Source organism: Pseudomonas sp. FSL L8-0168 (assembly GCF_037976155.1).
GTDB classification, from domain to species: domain Bacteria; phylum Pseudomonadota; class Gammaproteobacteria; order Pseudomonadales; family Pseudomonadaceae; genus Aquipseudomonas; species Aquipseudomonas paracarnis.
In genome coordinates, this window is the sequence record NZ_CP150262.1 from 4,059,358 (window position 1) to 4,078,427 (window position 19,070).

The 19,070-nt window shown below is 60.4% G+C and carries 17 protein-coding genes; 12 read left to right on the forward strand and 5 right to left on the reverse strand.

Annotated features, from left to right (window positions below; translation table 11 throughout):
• Positions 1-95: 95 nt before the first annotated feature.
• From MHH62_RS18580 to MHH62_RS18590, 3 genes are read left to right on the forward strand one after another with little or no spacing between them, the layout of a single operon-like run.
• Entirely contained in the window at positions 96-1,217 is a 1,122-nt protein-coding gene (locus MHH62_RS18580) for a glycosyltransferase family 1 protein (protein ID WP_014719730.1), read from the forward strand.
• Positions 1,210-1,962: a polysaccharide deacetylase family protein gene (locus MHH62_RS18585; RefSeq protein ID WP_020302713.1), complete on the forward strand. Its 753-nt coding sequence runs from the start codon at positions 1,210-1,212 to the stop codon at positions 1,960-1,962. Before MHH62_RS18580 ends, MHH62_RS18585 begins: the two co-directional genes overlap by 8 nt.
• Positions 1,950-3,059 (forward strand): lysylphosphatidylglycerol synthase transmembrane domain-containing protein, encoded by a 1,110-nt coding sequence (locus MHH62_RS18590; protein WP_020302714.1) that lies wholly within the window; start codon positions 1,950-1,952, stop codon positions 3,057-3,059. Before MHH62_RS18585 ends, MHH62_RS18590 begins: the two co-directional genes overlap by 13 nt.
• A 123-nt stretch (positions 3,060-3,182) precedes the next feature.
• Here MHH62_RS18590 and purU read toward each other — a convergent pair whose 3' ends face one another.
• Positions 3,183-4,031 (reverse strand): formyltetrahydrofolate deformylase, encoded by an 849-nt coding sequence (gene purU / locus MHH62_RS18595; protein WP_019821236.1) that lies wholly within the window; start codon positions 4,029-4,031, stop codon positions 3,183-3,185.
• 351 nt (positions 4,032-4,382) lie between these two features.
• Here purU and mvaT point away from each other — a divergent pair, with 351 nt between their 5' ends.
• On the forward strand, positions 4,383-4,757 hold the full coding sequence (mvaT, locus tag MHH62_RS18600) for a histone-like nucleoid-structuring protein MvaT (RefSeq protein ID WP_019821235.1): 375 nt from the start codon (positions 4,383-4,385) through the stop codon (positions 4,755-4,757).
• Positions 4,758-4,847: 90 nt separating this feature from the next.
• On the opposite strand, the gene sbcB is transcribed toward mvaT, so the two are convergent.
• Entirely contained in the window at positions 4,848-6,275 is a 1,428-nt protein-coding gene (sbcB, locus tag MHH62_RS18605; protein WP_014719735.1) for an exodeoxyribonuclease I, read from the reverse strand.
• 167 nt (positions 6,276-6,442) lie between these two features.
• On the opposite strand from sbcB, the gene MHH62_RS18610 reads away from it, so the two are divergent.
• The 6 genes from MHH62_RS18610 to MHH62_RS18635 are packed head-to-tail and all read left to right on the forward strand — an operon-like array spanning position 6,443 to position 13,113.
• Positions 6,443-7,135, forward strand: coding sequence for an RDD family protein (locus MHH62_RS18610; protein ID WP_014719736.1), 693 nt, complete (start codon positions 6,443-6,445; stop codon positions 7,133-7,135).
• On the forward strand, positions 7,132-8,112 hold the full coding sequence (locus MHH62_RS18615) for a stage II sporulation protein M (RefSeq protein ID WP_019821231.1): 981 nt from the start codon (positions 7,132-7,134) through the stop codon (positions 8,110-8,112). Before MHH62_RS18610 ends, MHH62_RS18615 begins: the two co-directional genes overlap by 4 nt.
• Positions 8,099-9,628 carry a DUF4129 domain-containing protein gene (locus MHH62_RS18620; RefSeq protein ID WP_339231610.1) on the forward strand — a complete coding sequence of 510 codons (1,530 nt, stop codon included), beginning with the start codon at positions 8,099-8,101 and terminating at the stop codon, positions 9,626-9,628. The genes MHH62_RS18615 and MHH62_RS18620 overlap by 14 nt, the downstream gene beginning before the upstream one ends.
• Positions 9,625-10,782: a DUF4350 domain-containing protein gene (locus MHH62_RS18625; protein WP_014719739.1), complete on the forward strand. Its 1,158-nt coding sequence runs from the start codon at positions 9,625-9,627 to the stop codon at positions 10,780-10,782. The genes MHH62_RS18620 and MHH62_RS18625 overlap by 4 nt, the downstream gene beginning before the upstream one ends.
• Complete coding sequence (locus tag MHH62_RS18630; RefSeq protein WP_020302717.1) at positions 10,779-11,774, forward strand: MoxR family ATPase; 996 nt, start codon at positions 10,779-10,781, stop codon at positions 11,772-11,774. The genes MHH62_RS18625 and MHH62_RS18630 overlap by 4 nt, the downstream gene beginning before the upstream one ends.
• Before the next feature lie 7 nt (positions 11,775-11,781).
• The gene (locus tag MHH62_RS18635; RefSeq protein ID WP_339231613.1) at positions 11,782-13,113 is read left to right on the forward strand and encodes a DUF58 domain-containing protein; all 1,332 of its coding nucleotides are present in this window, start codon (positions 11,782-11,784) and stop codon (positions 13,111-13,113) included.
• 52 nt (positions 13,114-13,165) lie between these two features.
• Here MHH62_RS18635 and MHH62_RS18640 read toward each other — a convergent pair whose 3' ends face one another.
• The gene (locus tag MHH62_RS18640) at positions 13,166-13,525 is read right to left on the reverse strand and encodes a PilZ domain-containing protein (protein WP_339231614.1); all 360 of its coding nucleotides are present in this window, start codon (positions 13,523-13,525) and stop codon (positions 13,166-13,168) included.
• Positions 13,526-13,747: 222 nt separating this feature from the next.
• Positions 13,748-14,122, reverse strand: a complete 375-nt coding sequence (locus MHH62_RS18645; protein WP_003193903.1) for a hypothetical protein — start codon at positions 14,120-14,122, stop codon at positions 13,748-13,750.
• 173 nt (positions 14,123-14,295) lie between these two features.
• On the opposite strand from MHH62_RS18645, the gene pyk reads away from it, so the two are divergent.
• Complete coding sequence (gene pyk, locus MHH62_RS18650; RefSeq protein WP_003193904.1) at positions 14,296-15,747, forward strand: pyruvate kinase; 1,452 nt, start codon at positions 14,296-14,298, stop codon at positions 15,745-15,747.
• Between the two features lie 211 nt (positions 15,748-15,958).
• Here the strand turns inward: pyk and MHH62_RS18655 are convergent, their stop codons facing one another.
• Entirely contained in the window at positions 15,959-16,900 is a 942-nt protein-coding gene (locus MHH62_RS18655) for an iron-sulfur-binding ferredoxin reductase (RefSeq protein ID WP_103452038.1), read from the reverse strand.
• A 216-nt stretch (positions 16,901-17,116) separates the two neighbouring features.
• Here MHH62_RS18655 and MHH62_RS18660 point away from each other — a divergent pair, with 216 nt between their 5' ends.
• Positions 17,117-18,640 carry a fumarate hydratase gene (locus tag MHH62_RS18660; RefSeq protein WP_003193907.1) on the forward strand — a complete coding sequence of 508 codons (1,524 nt, stop codon included), beginning with the start codon at positions 17,117-17,119 and terminating at the stop codon, positions 18,638-18,640.
• Positions 18,641-19,070 lie beyond the last annotated feature (430 nt).

Below are 19,070 nucleotides of genomic sequence, written 5' to 3' on the forward strand. Positions count from 1 at the left end.
GGACCTGCGTTTAACAGACCGGCATAACACACCAATCCCAATCGAACATCTATCCTTACCTCAGGTCCATCTAGGGAGAGCAATGGATCGGAGGGATGTTCATCGTGCATATCGCTGACATAACCATGTTCTACGCCCCGGCCAGCGGTGGCGTACGCACTTACCTTGACGCCAAGCACCGGCGTCTGGCGCTCAAGCCGGGCATTCGCCACAGCCTGTTGATACCCGGTGCACACTTGAGCGAGCAGGACGGCATCTTCAAAGTACCGGCGCCCGCCCTGCCCTTCGGCAAAGGCTATCGCTTCCCCCTTCGTTTGGCGCCTTGGCGAAATGTCCTGCACGATTTACAGCCTGACCTGATCGAAGTTGGCGACCCTTACCTGACCGCCTGGGCCGCACTGGATGCCCGACGCCAATTGGATGTGCCGGTCATCGGCTTTTACCACTCCGACCTGCCACTGCTGGTGAGCAATCGCATGGGGCCTTGGTTTACCCCCAATGTTGAAGCCTATGTGCGCAAACTCTATGGGAATTTCGACCGAGTGCTCGCCCCCAGCCAGGTAATGGCCGACAAGCTCACCGGGCTTGGCGTCAGAAATGTCTTCGTGCAACCCCTGGGTGTAGACCTGCAAACCTTCACCCCTGAGGTACGTGACCCCGGCCTGCGCGCCGAACTGGGGATTGGCGAAGACACTCGACTACTGATCTTCGCCGGGCGCGGCTCCAAGGAGAAAAACCTGCCGGTGCTGCTCAACTGCATGAAACGCCTGGGGGAAGGCTACCACTTGCTGTTGGTGGGCTCCGGCATGCCGGCCAGCGTGCCAGACAATGTCACCGTGATTGACGGATTCCGGCCCGCCCAACATGTCGCTCGGCTGATGGCCAGCGCCGACGCCCTACTGCATGGTGGCGACCAGGAGACCTTCGGCCTGGTGATCCTGGAAGCCATGGCTTGCGGTATTCCAGTGGTCGCCGTGGCGGCCGGGGCCTTTACCGAGATTATCGACGAGCGTTGTGGCGTGCTGTGTGCGCCAAACAACCCCAAGGCCATGGCCGATGCGGTGCGCGAGTTGTTCAGTACCGACAGCCGACGCCTGGGTGCTCAGGCTCGGCGCCATGTCGAGCAGCATTATGCGTGGGACACAGTAGTCGACAGCCTGCTGGGGCATTACTGCGCCGTGCTGGGCAGCCATGAACCGATGCTCGCCCATGGCTGAGCGCGCGCTGATGCTGGTACTGCACGACGTGGCACCGCACACCTGGGCCGACTACCGGCCCTTCGTCGAGGCCGTCGATGCACTGGGCGACGTGCCCATCACTTGGCTGGTGGTGCCGGACTTCCATCACCATGACGACCTAGCCGCCCACCGCGATTTTCGGCGCCTGCTCGATAGCCGTGTCGCCAAGGGCGATGAACTCACCTTGCATGGTTATTACCATTGCGACGACCAACCTCGGCCGCGTACGCCAAAAGAATGGTTTATGCGACGCATCTATACCCACGAAGGCGAGTTTTACCAGCTGTCCGAAGCCGAGGCGTTGCGGCGGTTGACCGCCGGCATTGAGGTATTCCAGCGCAATGGCTGGCCGCTGCATGGCTTTGTTGCGCCAGCCTGGTTGATGAGCGATGGCACCCGGCAGGCATTGCGCCAGTTGCCGCTGAGCTACACCAGCGACCCACAACATCTTTATCGCCTACCGGACTTCACGCCTATCAACGCCCCTGGCCTGGTGTGGAGCGCCCGCAGTGCATGGCGCCGGGGATTGTCCAAAATCCTCACTGATCGCCGTGAACAGCGATGGCAGGCCGCCCCGCTGATCCGACTGGGTTTGCATCCGGTGGACATGCGCCACAGGTTTTCCCGCGATTATTGGCTAGACACCCTGCAACGCCTGCTCAACGCGGGGCGCGTCCCCCAAACCAAGGCCGCCTGGCTGGCGACGCAGCCATGGGCCGACTGATCTGGTTAGTGTTGGCGCTCTTGGTGGCGCTGGTGATTCCATTGTGGCTGGGCGGCGGCGAAAGCATTGCGCGCCTGCGCCAGTTTCCGTTGCCCCAGTTACTGGGGATGTTCGCCATGATCATCGGCTGCTGGCTGATCAACAGCCTGCGCATCCGCCTGTTGCTTGGCGAGCATCGCGGCCAGTTAGGGCCGCTCAAAAGCCTTGGCGTGGTGATATCCACTGAATTCGCCATGTGTGCAACTCCCGGCGGCAGCGGCGGGCCGTTGACCCTGATGGCCCTGCTGGCGCGCAATGGTATCCGCCCCGCCCATGGCAGCGCAGTGTTCGCCATGGACCAATTGAGCGACCTGGTGTTTTTTCTCTGCGCACTGGTGGGGATCTTGCTGTATGCGCTGTTCCATAGCCTCAGCCCGCGTCTGGAGTGGTTGCTGGGGCTTAGCGCCGTGTCGATGGTGGGTGGGGTAATCAGTGGCTGGGCCGTGGTGCATGTTCACCGGCGGCTGATTCGCCTGGCGGGTTTGGCACTCAAGGCCATGAAGGTCGGCGCTACCACCCGCCGACGCTGGGCACGCCGGTTGCTGCGTTTTCTTGCGGCGTTCAGCGCCACCCTGAAACTACCCCGGAGCACCTTGCTTGGGGTCTTTGCGCTGACCAGCCTGCATTGGCTGCTGCGTTACAGCGTGCTGTACCTGGCGCTGCGCGGGTTGGGGGGCGAGGTACAGTGGGCCTGGAGCTTTCTGATCCAGATGTTATCCCTGACTGCGGGGCAGTTCAGCCTGGCGCCAGGCGGGGCCGGCGCTGCGGAATTGACGTCAGCGGCACTGCTGGCGCCCATGGTGGGCACATCCACAGCGGCTGCGGCAATTCTGATCTGGCGCGCGGTGACCTACTACTTCTATTTGCTGGCCGGTGCGCCAGTGTTTCTATTGATGGTCGGCAAACCGCTGCTCAAGCGTCTTTTTCAGGGGCGGCAGGCGGCTGGTCCTGCGCCTGTGTCTGCTCCCATAAACGCGCCGCGCCTGGAAAATCAGTACCATCCTCGGCATCCAGCGCGTCCGGGTCGTAACGGCTCAAACAGCCCTCGCCCAAGGTAGCAGGCGCCCGTGAGGTGGCTTTATCGAGCGGATCGCTCATGGGAATCTCCAGAAGCAGAAATAAAAAAGGGCCTGGAGAGTTTTACCTCCAGGCCCCGGTGTCTTTCAATCACAATCGCCGGGTCAGAAGACCACGGTCTTGTTGCCGTGCACCAACACGCGATCTTCCAAGTGATAGCGCAGGCCACGGGCCAGCACCATCTTCTCGACGTCACGGCCGAAGCGCACCATGTCTTCAATGCTGTCGCTGTGGCTGACGCGCACCACGTCCTGCTCGATGATCGGGCCGGCGTCCAGCTCTTCGGTCACGTAGTGGCAGGTTGCACCAATCAGCTTCACGCCACGCAGGGAAGCCTGGTGATACGGCTTGGCACCGACAAAGGACGGCAAGAAGCTGTGGTGAATGTTGATCACCTTGCCAGCGTATTCGCGGCACAGTTCCGGTGGCAGGATTTGCATGTAGCGCGCCAGCACCACCACATCCGCGTCATGCTGCTTGACCAGTCGCGATACCTCGGCAAATGCCGGTTCCTTGTCCTGTGGGTTGACCGGCACATGGTAATAAGGGATGCCATGCCATTCGACCATGCTGCGCAGGTCGTCGTGGTTGGAGATCACGCAAGCAATCTCGCAATCGAGTTCGTCGCTGTGCCAGCGGTGCAGCAGGTCTGCCAGGCAGTGGGATTCGCGGCTGGCCATCAGCACCACGCGTTTCTTCTGCTCTGTATCGGTGATGTGCCAGGTCATCGAAAACTCTTCGGCAATCGGCGCAAACGCCTCGCGGAATGCTTCCAGGCCAAAGGGCAGCGTATCGGCACGGATTTCGTGACGCATGAAAAACCAACCACTGAGATCGTCCGAGTGATGGCTCGCCTCGGTGATCCAGCCATTATGGGAAGCCAGAAAGTTACTGACCTTGGCAACGATGCCAACCCGGTCCGGGCAAGCAATCACCAGCCGAAAAGTGCGCATTAGGGGGAAACTCCAGAACTTCACAAAGGCCGCTATTCTAGCGATTACGCAGAAAAACTGCAGTATTCCCTTGCACCTTATCTTGAGGCATGGCCGTGGTAACACCCCTTAATCGTGTAAGGTTTTACCACCGCTATATGACGGTACAACGGCATGCTGAGGTCAGTAGCAAAAAATTAACGCGATTATCTTTGCGCTTAACGCTGACTAATTAACTCATCGGCCAGGTTTTCTCACACACATTCAATGTCATTCACCTGAATAACGTCTTAAATGTTTACTTGATGAAATTGCCTGACTATTATTAGGCCACTCACCCTGTCAATCAGCGTTCTACATAAGGTAGTCCACATGTCACTGATCAACGAATACCGCGCCACCGAAGAAGCTATCAAAGAGCTGCAAGCCCGTTTGAAGAACCTGTCCGAAGACGACAAGCTGAAAACCGAGCTGGAATTCGAAGGCAAATTGCGCACCCTGATGGGTGAATACTCCAAATCCCTGCGTGACATCATCGCGCTGCTGGATCCAGAGTCGAAAGTTAAAGCACCGCGCGGCGCTGTGAAAACTACCGGCACCAAGCGTGCTCGCAAGGTCAAGCAATACAAAAACCCACACAACGGCGAAGTGATTGAAACCAAAGGTGGCAACCACAAAACTCTGAAAGAGTGGAAAGCCAAGTGGGGCGGTGACGTAGTTGAAGGTTGGGCAACCCTGCTGGGCTAAGCCCGGTCGGACGTTCACCCGATACGTCACACATGAAAAACGCCAGCTTGCTGGCGTTTTTTATTGTCTGAATATTCTGTAGTTATGCGCTTACAGACTCAAGCGCGCCGCTAATGAATCCACATAGTCCTGCCATTGCGCCAGCACCTGGCACTGAAACGATGTAGCACTAACCGCCAACTCCTCACGCGCCTGCTTAAATGCCAACAGGGTATTCGGCGCCCCCCACTGCGCCTCCGACAAACGTTGCTGACAGAAAAGTTTCCAGCGTTGTTGCTCGTCATTGTTCAAGGTTTCAGGAAAGTTACGCGCCCGGTAGCGAAATAATAATTCCGGCAAACGATGATCATCGAACGGCCACTGCTGACGGGCTAATTGCGCGGGCTCTGCCATGCGAACTTGCTCACATAAACGGCGGTCACGATCACCAATAAAACCCTCGTAGAGCTGCTGCTCCGGGTCCGCGTTCGACGCAAAGTCTTCCTCGGCATAAATGGCCGCTAACTTGTCCCGCCAAACTTCCTGTGCGTCAGTTAGTCGCAGCGCCCGCGCGAGGCAAGCCTCCTTATCCAGTTGCAGGCGCTCAAGATCTTGCGGGCGCAGCACCTTCAACGGCGCAACCACCGGGCAGCGGTTGATATGCAGTAGCTTGAGCGGAACCGGCAGCTCACCTTCGGCCAGCTCATCGCGGCGCGTGTAAAGACGCTGGCGCAGGGTCGCCGCATCCAGGTCCAACAGCCCTTGCGGATCGAGCCCCAGGTCACAGACGATCAAGGCATTGCGATTGCGTGGGTGCCAGGCCAGGGGCAAGACCACGCCCAGGTAATGGCGTTCGGCGGAGAAACGCCCGGAGATATGCACCATCGGTTGCAGCAACCGCACCTGATCCATGACCCGTTGTTTACTGCGCAGTTGAAACAACCATTCATATAACTTCGGTTGTTTCTCCCGGACCAACCGCGCCAGGGCGATGGTTGCACGCACATCCGACAACGCGTCATGGGCCTGGCCGTGGTCTATGCCGTTGGCCTCTGTCAAGCGTTCGAGCTTGAGGGTCACACGCCCGTCCTGCTCGGGCCAGTTGATGCCCTCCGGCCGCAGGGCGTAGGCGGTGCGCATCACATCGATCAAGTCCCAGCGACTGTTGCCGCCCTGCCACTCGCGCGCATAGGGGTCGAAAAAATTGCGGTACAGACTGTAGCGCGTCATTTCATCGTCGAATCGCAGGGTGTTGTAGCCGGCGCCGCAGGTACCTGGCGCGGCCAATTCGGCGTGCACCCGAGTCATGAAATCGGCTTCGGCAAGGCCCTTCTCAGCGAGGATACTCGGCGTAATGCCCGTGATCGCACACGCTGCCGGATGAGGCAGGATATCGTCGCTGGGCTGGCAATAAAGGTTGATCGGCGCACCGACCTCATTGAGCTCAAGGTCGGTGCGGATACCGGCTACCTGGAGCGGGCGATCGTTGCGCGGGTTGATGCCGGTGGTTTCATAGTCGTACCAGAAAATCGAGGTCACGGGCTATTCCTGTGCTGAAGACCGACAAAGTCTAGGCGCTGCAAGGCGTCCGGGGCCAGCGATACCTTACTGTATAAATATCCAGAAAAACCTCGGGTGGTTGCTTCCATCCTCGACACTGCTAGCATCCGTGTCTCTCAAGTCGCCTCGCAGTGCCAAGGATCGCAATGCCATCAACCCCTCTGGATACCCACTATCAGATAGAAACGCCCGAGGGCATCGACCTGCCCCTGCGCCCTGCTGGCCTGCCCTCCCGGGCATTGGCGTTTGCATTCGACCTGGGCGTGCGCGGGATCATCATGGGTATCCTGCTGGTGCCGCTGGCGCTGCTCGGCAATGTGGGGATCGGGCTGGGTTCGCTGCTGCTGTTCCTGGTGAGCTGGTGGTACATGGTGTTGTTCGAAGTGCTCAACCAGGGCTGCTCGCCAGGCAAGCAGGTCATGGGGCTGCGCGTGGTACAAGATGACGGCACGCCCATTGGCTGGTCGGCATCGCTGATCCGCAACCTGCTGCGTTTTGTCGACATGCTGCCCTTCGGTTATTTCCTGGGCGCGATCAGTTGCCTGCAACATCCGCACTTCAAGCGGCTCGGCGACCTGGCCGCCGGTACGCTGGTGGTCTACCGGGAATTGCCGCTGGTACGCCCAAGCATCCCTCAAGCGCCCGCCCTGCGCCTACCCTTCGCACTGGAGTTGAGCGAACAGAGGGCCATCCTCGGTTTCGCCGAACGCCAGGCCGAACTCTCGGCCGAACGGGTGCATGAACTGGCCGCCATCCTCGCAGAGCCCCTGCAGGTGTCTGCGCCGCGCGCCGTGGAGCAACTCAACGGGGTAGCCCGTGGTTTGTTGGGGCCGACATGAAGCAGAGCCTTTTTGAAAGCCGCCACCAGCGCCAATGGCATACCTTCGCCGAGCAGTTGACACAACTGGAGCAAGGTAAAGCCAAGGCCGCCGATGTTGCCGACTTCCCGCATCAATATCGACGCCTGTGCCAACATCTGGCCCTGGCTCAGCAACGCGGCTATAGCAGTTACCTGGTCGACACGTTGCAACAACTGGCACTGCGCGGCCATCAACAACTGTATCGCCATCGCAGCCAACTGACGGCAAACATACTGGCGTTTCTTCTCGCCGACTTCCCGCGCCTGGTACGCGAACAATGGCGCTTCGTGCTGATCGCTGGCCTGCTGTTCTTTGGCAGCCTGGTGGGGATAGCCCTGCTGGTGTACCTGTTCCCCGATCTTATCTACAGCATCATCAGCCCCCAGCAGGTGGCCGACATGCAGGGCATGTACAACCCCGACGCCAGCCGTCTGGGCCGTGCTGCCGAACGGGCCGCCAGCGAAGACTGGATGATGTTTGGCTATTACGTGATGCACAACATCGGCATCGCCTTCCAGACCTTTGCCGCCGGCCTGTTGTTCGGCCTGGGCAGTGTGTTCTTCCTGATTTTCAACGGCCTGGTCATAGGTGCAGTCTCCGGGCACCTTACCGACATTGGCTATGGCCAGACCTTCTGGTCGTTTGTCATTGGTCACGGCGCATTCGAGTTGAGCGCCATCACGCTGGCCGGTGCCGCAGGTTTGCAACTGGGCTGGTCACTGGTTGCCCCCGGGCGCTTGGCACGCAGCGAGGCCCTGCGCCTGGCCGCCCGCAAAAGCGTACGGATGCTTTGCGGTGTCATGGTGTTCCTGTTGATCGCAGCCTTTATCGAAGCCTACTGGTCCTCAACCACTCGCATTGAGCCCTGGATCAAATACGCAGTAGGCGCCGCGCTCTGGCTGCTGGTGGCCGCTTACCTGTCCCTGGCCGGGCGGAGTCGCCATGCGCCTGACTGACGCCAGCGTGGTGATTCGCCCGCGTACTTCCTGGGAAGCCATGGACCTGGGCGTACTGATGGCCAGGGAACACCGTGTCCTGCTGATGGGCAGTTGGGCGCTGGTAAGCTTGCCGGTATTCAGCCTGTTGACGGTGCTGCTCTGGAATTACCCGTCTTTGGTCATGTTCCTGTTCTGGTGGCTCAAGCCGGCCTTCGACCGCTTGCCGCTGTACATTCTGTCCAAGGCCCTGTTTGGTGAGCCCCCCAGCCTCAAACAGGCCGTTCGCCAGTGGCCGCAATTGCTCAAGGGGCAACTGTTCGCAAGCCTGACGTGGCGGCGGCTGAGCATGAGCCGCAGCTTCACCCTGCCCGTCAGCCAACTGGAAGGCCTGGACGGTGACGCACGTCAACGACGCCTTGGAGTGTTGCTGCAACGTAACGCTGGCGCCGCACGCTGGCTGACGACCATCGGTGTGCACATGGAAATCGGCCTCTGGTTTGGCGGCATGATCCTGTTCTATCTCTTCATCCCGCAACAGGTTGAACTGGACTGGGACTGGCAACGGCTAATATTCGCGTCAGCCTCGGACGTGCTTTGGCTTGAGCACCTGAGCAATGCCTTCTATGCCCTGGTCCTGGTGTTCTGGGAACCCATCTACGTCGCCTGTGGCTTCAGCCTGTACCTCAACCGCCGCACAGTGCTGGAGGCCTGGGACCTGGAACTGGTATTCCGTCGGCTGCGCCAGCGCCTGAGCAATGTCGCACCGCTGCTGTTGCTGGTGGTTGGCCTGGCGTTGCTACACATCAGCCCACCGACCATGGCAGATGAAACCACAGCCCATAAGCCACTTAGCACCCAGGCCGCCAGCCAATCCATCCAGGCGTTGCTGGAAAAGCCACCTTTCAAGAACCCGGAAACCGTCACACGCTATCGGTTTGGCGAAGAAAAAGCGCCGGTTAAAAACAAGGCCACGGGCGACGGCAAATTACCTGGCTGGCTCCAGGCACTGCTCGACAACCTTAACAGCGACACCTTCAAATACGTCGCCAAAACTTTGGAAATACTGCTCTGGAGCCTTGTGATTGGCGGCCTGGCCCTGGTGTGCTGGCGTTACCGTGAATGGTTGCGCACGTTCGTCAGCCGCCTTGGGCCTACTCGCACGGCCGCTCCCTCGCCCGTTCCCGCTCAGTTGTTCGGGCTGGAACTGGGCACCGAGACATTGCCCGAAGACATCGCCAGTACCGCCGAACAACTATGGCCCACCCATCCACGGGAAGCCCTAGGCCTGCTGTATCGCGGGTTGCTCAGCCGGCTGTTGCACGAGTTCGACCTGCCACTGACAAGCGCCGATACCGAGGGGCAGGTACTGGAGCGTGTTCATCATTTGCAACAACCGCAGTTACTGGCGTTCAGCGACGAACTGACACGCCACTGGCAAAACCTGGCCTATGGTCACCGTCTGCCGCCTTCTTCAGCCCAACAAAAACTGTGCAGCGACTGGCGTGCTCTTTTCAGTGACGGAGCGGGCCAATGAATCGCGCGCTATTGTGGACAGCGCTGTTGTTGGCGTGCCTGGTGGGTGCGGGCGGCTTATATGCCTGGCACAAGGCAATTCCCTACGAGGAAGTGGTTGACCGGGGCCCGTCGCCAGAGGCTCGCGCCAATCCCTATCTGGCCGCCGAGCACTTTCTACGCCAGCACGGCTTGGTCGTGGCACACGCCAAGGGCCTTGAACGACTCGCCGAACTGCCCGCCAAAGGCCATAGCCTGTTGTTGCTGGGAGAGCGCAGCAACATGACCCCACGCCAGGTCGACCAACTGCTGGGCTGGGCAAAAGCCGGTGGCCACCTGCTCTTGGTCGCCGAGGCATTATGGGATGAAGAAGCCGGCACAAGCGGTGACCTGCTGCTTGATCGCCTCACTATCCGCCAAACCTTGAGCGACACCTTCGACGAACCCGTGCCACCGCGTAAAAAAACCAAACCGGATCTGACCAAGCTCTATGTCGACAACGAAACCGCACCGGCGTACTTTAGTTTTGACACTTACTTCAACCTCACCGACCCCAAGCACCTGGCGCAGTTTTCCGCCAACAGCGCCCAGTCCAGCCACCTGATGCAACTCGACCTGGGGCAAGGTCGCGTCACGGTGATCACCGACAGCGACCTATGGAAAACCACAGATATCGGCAACCATGATAACGCCTGGTTGCTGTGGTACCTGAACCAGGGCACTGACGTCACCCTGCTGTTCAACAGCGACACAGACGATCTGTTTACTCTGTTGCTCCGTTATTTCCCCCAGGCCCTCGTCGCCCTGGTTGCGCTGCTTGCTTTGGGGCTGTGGCAGGCAGGCATGCGCCAGGGCCCGATCCAGACACCGGCGCCCAAGGCACGTCGCCAGCTGCAGGAACACTTGCAGGCCAGCGCGGACTTCCTATTGCGCCGCAGCGGCCAGGGCACGTTGTTGCAAGCCTTGCGACACGACATCCTGCGCGCAGCCCGGCGACGCCATCCAGGGTTCGAACACCTCGATGCGTCAGAGCAACGCCAAGTGCTGGAACACCTTACGCGACAACCCCCTCACATCATCAGCCAGGCGCTTGAGCCCGTTGCGCTGAAGCGGCTTTCCAGCGCCGACTTCAGCCGTCAGGTGGCGCACCTGCAAACCCTCAGGAATGCCTTATGAGCGACTCTCCACTGGCCACCGCCCTGACCGCCGAAAACCTTCAGCAGGCCAGCCAGCAGGCCCAGGCGCTGCGCGTGGAATTGCGCAAGGCCGTGATTGGCCAGGACCTTGTGATTGACGACGTGCTCACCGCCCTGATCGCAGGCGGCCACGTCCTGCTTGAAGGCGTGCCTGGCCTGGGCAAGACCTTGCTGGTACGGGCCCTGGCCCGCTGCTTTGGCGGTGATTTCGCCCGCATCCAGTTCACCCCGGACCTAATGCCCAGCGATGTCACCGGCCACGCCGTTTACGACCTGCAGACCGAACAGTTCAAACTGCGCAAGGGGCCGTTGTTCACCCACCTGTTGCTGGCCGACGAGATCAACCGTGCACCCGCCAAGACCCAGGCAGCGCTGCTGGAGGCCATGCAGGAACGCCAAGTGACCCTGGAGGGCGAGGCGTTGCCCATCGGCCAGCCCTTCATGGTCCTGGCGACCCAGAACCCTATCGAACAGGAAGGCACCTACCCACTGCCCGAGGCCGAACTGGACCGCTTCATGCTCAAGGTGCGAATGGACTACCCGGATGCTCTACAAGAGCTGGATATGGTCCGCGAAGTGACGCGCTCGTCCAAGGCAGACATGTTGGAGGTGCAGCCGTTGCGTACCGTGCTGCAAGCCGAGGACGTGGTACGGATGCAGCAAATTGCCAGTGACTTGCCGTTGGATGAGCAGGTGCTCGACTACGCCGTGCGCCTGGCCCGTGCCACGCGCAGTTGGCCGGGGCTGGCCATCGGTGCCGGCCCCAGGGCCTCCATCGCTCTGGTACGCGGTGCCCGTGCCCGTGCGCTGTTGCGCGGTGGCGAATTCGTCACCCCCGATGACATCAAGGGCTGCGCCCTGGCGGTACTGCGTCACCGGGTACGCATCGCACCAGAGCTGGACATCGACGGCTTGGAGGTCGACCAGGTGCTCCAGCAGTTACTCGACCAGATTGCGGCACCAAGGCAATGACGCGGCCATGAAACCGACTCGTCTGCTGCTGACCTGGCTGGGCGTTCTGCTCGGTTTGAACATCTTGTTGGGCGCTTCGGCAGCGTTGCAGTTCAAAGCGCCCGCCACCTTGCATTCGGTAGCCTGGGGCCTGCTGCTGGCCCTGTTGCTGCTGGCGATGCTGGATGCCGCACGCTTGCGCCGCCGCCCCTCGGTCCGCGTATACAGGACACTGCCCGGCAGCCTGGCGCTGGGGCGCTGGGAAGAAATACGCCTGTGCCTGGAGCACGACTACCCGCAACCACTGACCGTGCAGGTGTTCGATCACGTGCCCGATGGCCTGGGTGTGGAGAACCTGCGTCAATTCATTCAACTACGCCCCGGTGAACGTGCTGAGCTGGGCTATCGCGTGCGCCCCTTGCGGCGCGGGCACTTCCATTTCAGTCGCTGCGAGCTGCTGCTGCCCAGCCCATTGGGGCTGTGGTCGGCACGACGATGGGTCGACACCCGCGATTCCACCCGTGTTTACCCGGATTTCGCGCGCTTATACGGTGCGCAGTTACGGGGTGTGGATAACTGGCTGAGCCAACTGGGCGTGCGCCAACATCAGCGGCGAGGGTTGGGCCTGGAATTTCACCAACTGCGCGAGTTTCGTGAAGGTGACAGCCTGCGTCAGATCGACTGGAAAGCCACCGCCCGTCAACGAACGCCCATTGCCCGGGAATACCAGGACGAACGCGACCAGCAAATCGTGTTCATGCTCGATTGCGGCCAGCACATGCGCAGCCAGGATGACGAACTGTCCCATTTTGATCACGCGCTCAATGCCTGCCTGCTGCTGAGCTATGTCGCCTTGCGACAGGGCGATGCGGTAGGGCTGTGCACGTTCGCCAGCGACCAGCCGCGCTACCTGAAGCCGGTCAAGGGCAGTGGCCAATTGAACCTGTTGCTCAATGCGGTCTATGACCTACAGACCACGCGAAAAACCGCCGACTACCAGGCGGCCGCCAGCCAGTTGTTGGCACGTCAAAAACGCCGGGCGCTGGTGATCATCGTCACCAACCTGCGGGATGAGGAGGATGAAGCGCTGATGGCTGCCGTCCAGCGTATCGGCAGGCATCACCGGGTACTGGTGGCCAGCCTGAGGGAAGAGGTCCTCGACCAGCTACGTCAGACGCCTGTGCAGACATTGCCCGAAGCCCTGGCTTACAGCGGCACGATCGATTACCTCAACACCCGCAACCAACGCCATGATCGTTTGAGTGCCCATGGGCTGTCGGTGCTCGATACCTTGCCATCGGCGCTGGGTGCCGGGCTGGTCACACGCTATCTGGAGTGGAAAAAGGCCGGGGTATTCTGAGGATGACTGCGCAGGGGTATGGCCAGGAAACGGCCAAGACCCCACGCATAATTCAGACAGAGGCCTGCAAAGGATAAAAGCTGAAGTACTGCAACAGCGCGTTGATCAGGTGCCGGTATTCCTCGGGCGCCTCAAGCACGCTGAACCCCGAGTCGTAATGCTGCGGGGTGACATCCTCGTGGCTCCACAAGCAGGTTGCCGTGAGGTCAATCGCCTTGAACTCGCCTTGCGCCACCGGCACTTTCAAGCGCAGCTCGAAATCCACCTCGGTCATCATGGGTAACGAGCTGATCAGCATCAGACCGTTTTCAGACACATTTCCAAGATAGCCGATTGGCTTGTCGGTAATACAATTGAACACCTGCAGAAAATACGGCAGTTGATGCCGCTCGATCCGTCGTTCGGTAAACATGGTGAAGTCGCCATCCAATAGCCAAAAATCTGGCCGTGCCAGTGATTCGGAACAAGCAATCGCTCGCTCTCCCTGGATCTCGGTGTGACAAAACCTACCGCTTGTCACCAAACAAATGCCGAATCCGGGCCTTGCATCCGTTCGAATGGGAAACTGCACAAACAGACATTCAAAGATTAGCCCAAGACTGGCGACAGGCCAGCTATAAAATGACAAATACCATTACAACGACGCAGGCCTTGGTTTTGCCAGGCCTGCAGCCGGCAGATGCCCCAGTTGCTGCAAGGTATCGAGCCGCGCGCGGGCTCGATAGGCGTACTCGCTAGACGGGTAGTGGCCGATGATGAACTGATAGGTCTGTGCGGCATCGACAAACAGTTTCTGGCGTTCCAGGCACTGCCCGCGCAACATCGAAACCTCCGGTTGCACGTAGCGGCGGGTACGGCTCTCGCGATCGACCTGGGACAACTCCAGGGTGACACGCTGGCAATCACCAACCCCATAGGCACGGTAAGCGTTGTTCAAATGGTGGTCCATCGACCAGCGGGTACAGCCGACAACACTGACGGCCAGGGCAGCAACGAGCAAAATTCGCATGGGGTTCTCCTGTCTTGTGCAGTGTATCGACCCCTGGTCGAAAATCTTCAAGGCGTTTACCCATTCAACCGCAGCCAAAACAAGCCAATCGTCGATAAGTAGTGCAAACGAACAATGACTACAACGAAAGAGCATAGTAGCCTTCCCCAGCGCTTGAACTCAGGAGTCCGTGCATGTCCGTCCGTCGTACCAAAATCGTCGCCACCCTTGGCCCGGCCAGTAACTCGCCGGAAGTCCTCGAACAGCTGATTCTGGCTGGTTTGGACGTCGCCCGTCTGAACTTCTCCCACGGCACCCCGGACGAGCACAAGGCTCGTGCCAAGCTGGTGCGTGACCTGGCCGCCAAGCATGGCCGCTTCGTTGCACTCTTGGGCGACCTGCAAGGCCCGAAAATCCGTATCGCCAAATTTACCAACAAGCGGATCGAGCTGAAGATCGGTGACAAATTCACCTTCTCCACCAGCCACCCGCTGACCGAAGGCACCCAGGACGTGGTGGGCATCGACTACCCGGACCTGGTCAAGGACTGCGGCGTCGGTGACGAGCTGCTGCTGGACGACGGCCGTGTGGTCATGCGCGTCGACACCGCCACGCCGACCGAACTCAATTGCACCGTGATCATCGGCGGCCCGCTGTCCGACCACAAAGGCATCAACCGTCGCGGTGGTGGCCTGACGGCGCCGGCCCTGACTGAAAAAGACAAGGCTGACATCAAGCTCGCCGCCGAAATGGAAGTGGACTACCTCGCCGTGTCCTTCCCGCGCGACGCCGCCGACATGGAATACGCCCGTAAGCTGCGCGACGAAGCCGGCGGTACCGCCTGGCTGGTAGCGAAGATCGAGCGTGCTGAAGCCGTGGCCGATGATGAAACCCTCGACGGCCTGATCAAGGCTTCCGATGCCGTGATGGTTGCCCGTGGCGACCTGGGCGTGGAAATCGGTGACGCCGAGCTGATCGGTATCCAGAAGAAGATCATCCTGCACGCACGCCGTCATAACAAAGCGGTGATCGTTGCGACCCAGATGATGGAGTCGATGATCCAGAACCCGATGCCGACCCGTGCCGAAGTGTCCGACGTGGCCAACGCCGTGCTCGACTACACCGACGCCGTGATGCTCTCGGCTGAAAGTGCCGCCGGCCCGTACCCGCTGGAAGCCGTGCAGGCCATGGCGCGTATCTGCGTCGGTGCCGAAAAGCACCCGACCAGCAAGACCTCCAGCCACCGCATCGGCAAGGTTTTCGAAAGCTGTGACCAGAGCATCGCCCTGGCTGCCATGTACACCGCCAACCACTTCCCGGGTGTCAAGGCCATCATCGCCCTGACCGAAAGTGGCTACACGCCGTTGATCATGTCGCGCATCCGTTCCTCGGTGCCTATCTACGCGTTCACCCCACACCGCGAAGCCCAGGCCCGCGCGGCCATGTTCCGCGGCGTGTACACCATCCCGTTCGACCCGGCGTCGCTGGCACCGAACGAAGTCAGCCAGAAGGCGATCGACGAGTTGGTCAAACGCGGCGTCGTGGAGAAAGGCGACTGGGTCATCCTGACCAAGGGCGACAGCTACCACACCACCGGTGGCACCAATGGCATGAAGATCCTGCATGTGGGCGACCCGCAGGTCTGAGTGACAAGCTGAAAAACAAAAGCCCCGCCCTGTGAATGGCGGGGCTTTTTGCATTTCAGTGCAGGCCACTGTGTTGAATTTCAGCGCCTCATCGCAGGCAAGCCAGCTCCCACAATAGTCAGACAACTCGGTCTACTGTGGGAGCTGGCTTGCCTGCGATGGCGTCATCGGCTCCGGACGATAAGCTCCGATACCGACTTGACCAGGCTTTTCATAACGTAAAAGGGCGAGCCAGGAACACATCCGCCAGCAATTGATTACGCGGCAGTCCCGCCAGGAACAAGCGCTTGGAAAAGGCCTCGACGCTGGCAGGGTGCCCGCAAAGCAAGGCCAGGGTGTGCCGGGAAACCAGCCGCAGTTGCGCCAATGCCGGCTGCAACTGCGCCGCGGTCCATAGCTCCACGGTGAGGTGCCCATGTTGCGCGGCAAGCGCTGCCAGGGGTTCAGCCAGATAATGAGCCTCGGCCTCATGGGCCAGGTGAATCAAGCGAATCTCGCCTTGATGATCCTGGCGCAGTGCCTCGCGCAACACGCCCCACAAGGGGCCCAGGCCAGTACCGGAGGCCAGCAGCCACAAGGGTCGTGATTGCCAGTCAGGATCATAGTGCAGCGCTCCACCCCGCAGTTCGCCCAGGCATACAGGATCACCGACCTTCAACTGTCGCGCGGCATCGCTGAAGGCACCGGGTTGACGGCAGTCGATATGGAACTCCAGATACGGCTCCTCCTGGGGCAAACTCGCCAGGGAATAAGGGCGTGCCACCTGCCCTGCCCACAGCACCAAATGCTGCCCGGCCCTGTACCGCAGGGCACGTTCTGGTTGCAGGCGCAGGCGCAGTACCGTCGAACTCAGCCAATCGGCGCCCACCACCTGGGCGGGCAAGCCATCGCGCAGGGGATCAAACGCGTCGACCTTCAGGTCCGCAATGACCCGGCACTGGCACGCCAGGCGCCAACCTTGCTGGCGCTGCGTCGGGCTCAGGGCTTCGGGCTGCTGGTCGTCAACCTCACCCTCGCAACGCACCAGGCACGCATGGCAACTGCCGGCCCGGCAACTGAAGGGCACGGCCACACCGGCCTGATTCAAGGCATCCAGCAGGTTGCTGCCGGGGGTGACCGACCAGTGGCGTTCGCCGACATACAGTTCAGGCATATAAAGACTCGATCATAAGGAGCGCGCACAGGGAATCATGCCTGCGACAGTTTGACCATAGTCGGGTGTATCGGCCACCGTGCCGGGTTATACTGCCGCGCCTTTTTAGCGTCGCGCCTGCACCATTCTGGCGTGCCTTGGAAAGATGGCTTCAGCCGACCGATGCAACACTGAGGCCATCTTTATTGAATGTTCCCTTATAGAGGAGCGCGACTCATGACCGTGATCAAGCAAGACGACCTGATTCAGAGCGTTGCCGACGCCCTGCAATTCATTTCCTACTACCACCCCGTTGATTTCATCCAGGCCATGCACGAAGCCTACCTGCGCGAAGAATCGCCGGCAGCCCGTGACTCCATCGCCCAGATCCTGATCAACTCGCGCATGTGCGCCACCGGCCATCGCCCGATCTGCCAGGACACCGGTATTGTCACCGTGTTCGTGCGCGTGGGTATGGACGTGCGCTGGGACGGCGCAACCATGGGCCTGGACGACATGATCAACGAAGGCGTGCGTCGCGCCTACAACCTGCCAGAAAACGTCCTGCGCGCCTCGATCCTCGCCGACCCGGCCGGCGCCCGCAAGAACACCAAGGATAACACCCCTGCGGTCATCCACTATTCCATCGTCCCGGGTAACACCGTGGAAGTGGACGTGGCGGCCAAGGGTGGCGGCTCCGAGAACAAGTCGAAAATGGCCATGCTCAACCCGTCCGACTCGATCGTCGACTGGGTGCTCAAGACTGTTCCGACCATGGGCGCCGGCTGGTGCCCACCGGGCATGCTCGGCATTGGCATCGGCGGTACCGCCGAGAAAGCCGCGGTAATGGCCAAGGAAGTGTTGATGGAGTCCATCGACATCCACGAGCTGAAAAAGCGCGGCCCGCAAAACCGTATCGAAGAAATGCGCCTGGAGCTGTTCGAGAAGGTCAACCAACTGGGCATCGGCGCCCAGGGCCTGGGTGGCCTGACCACCGTGCTCGACGTGAAGATCATGGACTACCCGACCCACGCCGCGTCCCTGCCGGTGTGCATGATCCCCAACTGCGCCGCCACCCGTCACGCGCACTTCGTGCTCGACGGCTCGGGCCCGGCGTCACTGGAAGCGCCACCGTTGGACGCCTACCCGGAAATCGTCTGGGAAGCCGGCCCATCGGCTCGCCGCGTCAACCTCGACACCCTGACCCCGGAAGAAGTGCAGAGCTGGAAGCCGGGCGAAACCGTCCTGCTCAACGGCAAGATGCTTACCGGTCGCGATGCGGCGCACAAGCGCATGGTCGAGATGCTGAACAAGGGCGAAACCTTGCCGGTGGACCTCAAGGGCCGCTTTATCTACTACGTCGGCCCGGTTGATCCGGTGCGCGAAGAAGTGGTTGGCCCAGCGGGCCCGACCACTGCAACGCGGATGGACAAGTTCACCCGCCAGATCCTGGAGCAAACCGGCCTGCTGGGCATGATCGGCAAATCCGAGCGCGGCCCTACCGCCATCGAAGCGATCAAGGATCACAAGGCCGTGTACCTGATGGCCGTGGGCGGCGCCGCTTATTTGGTGGCCCAAGCCATCAAGAAGTCGCGCGTGGTTGCCTTCGCCGAACTGGGTATGGAAGCCATCTACGAGTTCGACGTCAAAGACATGCCGGTCACCGTTGCAGTAGACAGCAAAGGTGAATCCGTCCACATCACCGGTCCTGCCATCTGGCAGAAAAAGATCAGTGACAGCCTGGCGGTAGAAGTGCAGTAAGCACCTCATCCAAAAGAATAAAGGCGACTGCGGCCCCACGGCCCAGTCGCCTTTTTTATGCCTGGAGCAAGGGACTGCTCCTGATCTTGCTCCTGATCTTGCTCTTGATCTGCTTTTGATCTTGATCTCAGGCGCCCCGTTAAACCACGCTGGCCGAACCTAGGCGAGGTGCCGAGTGGTGGGGCAAGAGCGTTTTGCTTACTTTGCCGCTTTTGCAAAGTGAGCCGCCGTCAGGGCGGAACCCTAAGTGGCCGTTACCTAACTAACGGATATGTACTCAATCTGATCCCACATCCCGGTCGGCTGTCAGGCCGCCTTCGCGAGCAAGCCCGCTCCCACATTGCGATCGTGGGGTGTCAGGTAGATAGCCGTCGGCTGGCAAGCCGTCATCGCAGGCAAGCCAGCTCCCACAGTTGGATCGTGGGGTGTC